This is a genomic window from Mycobacterium sp., from assembly GCF_050701515.1.
GTDB lineage: Bacteria > Actinomycetota > Actinomycetes > Mycobacteriales > Mycobacteriaceae > Mycobacterium.
Map to the genome: position 1 here is coordinate 1 of NZ_JBOGDB010000232.1, position 3434 is coordinate 3434.

At 68.2% G+C, this 3434-nt stretch carries 5 protein-coding genes; 2 read left to right on the forward strand and 3 right to left on the reverse strand.

Annotated features, from left to right (window positions below):
• Together ACRDU5_RS18135 and ACRDU5_RS18140 are read left to right on the forward strand one after the other, a co-directional pair.
• Positions 1-1324 (forward strand): gamma-glutamyltransferase family protein (locus tag ACRDU5_RS18135; RefSeq protein ID WP_526616091.1); only part of this gene is annotated, 1324 nt, incomplete at its 5' end.
• Positions 1321-1788, forward strand: a complete 468-nt coding sequence (locus tag ACRDU5_RS18140) for a GNAT family N-acetyltransferase (RefSeq protein ID WP_526616092.1) — start codon at positions 1321-1323, stop codon at positions 1786-1788. The genes ACRDU5_RS18135 and ACRDU5_RS18140, both read left to right, overlap by 4 nt.
• On the opposite strand, the gene ACRDU5_RS18145 is transcribed toward ACRDU5_RS18140, so the two are convergent.
• From ACRDU5_RS18145 to ribA, 3 genes are all read right to left on the reverse strand, one after another.
• Positions 1775-2227, reverse strand: a complete 453-nt coding sequence (locus ACRDU5_RS18145; protein ID WP_526616093.1) for a PH domain-containing protein — start codon at positions 2225-2227, stop codon at positions 1775-1777. The genes ACRDU5_RS18140 and ACRDU5_RS18145 overlap by 14 nt on opposite strands.
• A complete protein-coding gene (ribH, locus tag ACRDU5_RS18150; protein ID WP_526616094.1) occupies positions 2224-2706 on the reverse strand; it encodes a 6,7-dimethyl-8-ribityllumazine synthase in 483 nt (160 codons plus the stop codon). Before ribH ends, ACRDU5_RS18145 begins: the two co-directional genes overlap by 4 nt.
• A partial coding sequence (ribA, locus tag ACRDU5_RS18155; protein ID WP_526616095.1) for a GTP cyclohydrolase II occupies positions 2703-3434 on the reverse strand: 732 nt, incomplete at its 5' end. The genes ribH and ribA, both read right to left, overlap by 4 nt.

Consider the following 3434-nt stretch of genomic DNA (forward strand, 5'->3'; position numbering starts at 1 on the left):
GTTCAACCCCGCCGTCACGCTGGCCGACGACGGCTTCGACATCAGCCCACGGCTGGCCGCGGCCATCGCCGACGCCGCACCCGAGCTTCGCGTCGACGCGAATGCGTCGGCCTACTTCCTCAACGCCGACGGCAGCCCCAAGACTGCCGGCACCCCGCTGACCAACCCGGCTTACTCAAAGACGTTGGGCGTCATCGCATCCGATCCTCAGTCGTTCTACACCGGCGACGTGGCCCGAGCCATCGTTGCCGCCGCTGCCGACACCAGTGGCGGCCGCACACCGAGCCTGATGACGCTCGAGGACCTGTCCGGCTACACCGTCAAGAACCGCGAGCCGCTGTGCACCCCGTACCGCGGCCGCGAGATCTGCGGCATGCCACCGCCCTCGTCGGGCGGCATCGCGGTGGCCGCAACCCTGGGCACGCTCGAGCACTTCCCGATGAGCGATCACAAACCCACCGACATGGACCTCAACGGGGGCAAGCCCACCGTCATGGGCGTACACCTGATCTCCGAGGCGGAGCGGCTGGCCTACGCCGACCGCGACAAGTACGTCGCCGACACCGATTTCGTGCCGCTGCCCGGCGGCACCCCGGGCACATTGCTCAACGGTGACTACCTTGCTGAGCGTGCGGCGCTGATCTCCGAACAGCGGAGCATGGGCACCGCGAAACCCGGCGAGTTCGGCCCGCCGACCACGCCCGTTCCTCCGACGCCCGAGCACGGCACCAGCCAGATCAGCGTCGTCGACGCGCAAGGCAATGCGGCCTCGCTCGCCACCACGGTGGAGTCGGCGTTCGGCTCGTACCACATGGTGGACGGGTTCATCCTCAACAACCAGCTCACTGACTTCTCCGCCGAACCGGTAGGCCCGGACGGCACGCCGGTGCCCAACCGCGTCCAGCCGGGTAAGCGGCCGCGCAGCACCATGGCGCCGACGCTGGTGTTCGAGAAAGCCGGGCCGAACCGCGGACCGCTGTACGCCGTGACGGGCTCGCCGGGCGGTTCGATGATCATCCAATTTGTCGTGAAAACCGTTGTCGGCATGGTGGATTGGGGAATGGATCCGCAACAGGCGGTCGGCATGGTGGATTTCGGCGCGGCGAACTCGCCAAAAACCAACGTCGGTGGCGAGCATCCCAACATCAATACCGCCGACAACGGTGACCATGACCCGTTGGTGCAGGGTTTACGCGCACTCGGCCACCAGGTCGATCTGGCCGACCAGTCCAGCGGGTTGTCAACGATTGTGCGGGTGTCCCCCGGTTTGACCGGTGGCGCGGACCCTCGTCGCGAGGGATTGGTGATGGGCGATCCCCGGTGAGCAATGCGCGGGTCGCGCGGCTGACCGAATCGGATTGGCAACTGTTCGCCGGGGTCCGGCTGCGCGCACTGACCGACTCACTCGGCGCCGACGATCCGCAGCTCCGGCAGGAGTCCGCCTTCACCGCCGCACAGTGGCGCCGACGGCTCCGCGATCACGCACAGTTCGCGGCACTGCTCGGCAACCGTCCGGTGGGTCTGATCGGCGCGCAGCAGGAGAACGCCGAAACGGTGTACCTGTACTCGCTGTGGCTGGACCCCGCCGCCCGCGGACACGGCCTGGCCCGGCCGCTGGTAGCCGCGGCGGTGGACTGGGCGCGTCATCAGCGGGCGCGCACGGTCACGCTGCGGGTGGCGGTGAACAATCCGGTCGCCCGGGGCGTCTACGAGAGCCTCGGCTTTGCCGCCATGGCGGAAACTGCGGACCCCCGCGACGAGGTCGCGATGACGCTCAGCGTGAGCTGAGATCCGGCCGGTAGCGGTTCACCAGACGCCGCACACTGTCCATCGCATCGACGGCACGCTCCTTGTCGACAGCCTGGATCGCCAATACCGGGATGTACTCGTCGTCGGGCAGGTCCACCCGGGCCCAGCGTGCGCCGCGCGGAAACGACACGCCGACGACATCGGACCACGGAATCAGCTTGTAACCAAGCAGGTTTCGTATCGCCACCCCCGGTTCGCCCACCCGCAACCGCGGCCGGGCGAACAGCAGCATCACACCGGCGATCACCGCCCCGAGCAGGCCCATCGCCACCTGGTCGGCGGTCTGGAAGATCACACCGGTAGACGAGATCTTCAACAGCGCACCGACCGCGATGTGGGCGGCCAAGATCACCGCGGCGGCACCGTAGGCGAAATAGGGTGTCAGGTGCGGCCGGACTTCGAGATCCCAGTCGCTCATGACCCGCGACGCAGGCCGCGCAGCGTCAGCGCGGTGGACAGCGCGGCGGCCGCCGCCTGCGCCCCCTTGTCCTCGGTCGAGGCCGGCAACCCGGCCCGGTCCAGCGCCTGCTGCTCGGTGTTCGTGGTGAGCACGCCGTCGGCCACCGGAGTGGAGGAGTCCAGCGACACCCGCGTCAGGCCCTGTGTCACGGCGTCACAGACATAGTCGAAATGCGGTGTCTCGCCGCGGATCACCACACCGAGCGCCACCACGGCATCATGATCGGCGGCCAGCGCCTGGGCCACCACCGGGATTTCGATCGCGCCGAGCACCCGGACCACGGTGGGGTTGTCGATGCCGGCGTCGGCGGCCACCTTGCGGGCACCGTCGAGCAGCGCGTCGCAGATCTGCTCGTGCCACGTGCTGGCAACGATGGCCAGCATCAACCCCGATGCATCGAGCTGTGGCAGGTCAGGAACTCCGGCCGCAGGAGTCACAGTGCTCCGCCGAACTCGCCCGGCAGCACTTCGTCGTAGTCGTCCAGGCCATGCAGGTCGTGGCCCATTCGGTCGCGCTTGGTCATCAGGTAGCGGATGTTCTCGGCGTTGGCCCGCACCGGCAGTGCGACGCGTTCGATGATGTGCAGGCCGTAGCCGTCCAGCCCGACGCGCTTGGCCGGGTTGTTGGTGAGCAGCCGCATCGACCGCACCCCGACGTCGACCAGGATCTGCGCGCCGATGCCGTAGTCGCGCGCATCGGCGGGCAGGCCGAGCTTGAGGTTGGCGTCGACGGTGTCGTCGCCGGCGTCCTGCAGCTGATAGGCCTGCAACTTGTGCATCAGGCCGATGCCCCGGCCCTCATGGCCGCGCATGTACAGCACGATGCCGCGGCCCTCGCGGGCCACCATCGCCATCGCGGCGTCCAGTTGGGGTCCGCAATCACAGCGTCGGGAGCCGAATACGTCACCGGTGAGGCATTCGGAGTGCACCCGGACCAGCATGTCGTGCCCGTCGCCGTGTGGGCCGGCGATGTCACCGCGCACCAGCGCGACGTGTTCGACGTCGTCGTAGATGCTGGTGTAGCCGACCGCCCGGAACTCGCCGTGGCGGGTTGGGATGCGCGCCTCCGCGAAGCGTTCGATGTGCTTTTCGTGCTTGCGCCGCCATTCGATCAAGTCGGCGATCGAGATCAGCGCCAAGTCATGCTCGTCGGCGAAAATCCGCAG

Excerpts from the sequence above, each read along its gene's own strand:
- ACRDU5_RS18145 (WP_526616093.1), bottom strand. The coding sequence starts at position 2,227 with ATGAGCGACTGGGATCTCGAAGTCCGGCCGCACCTGACACCCTATTTC.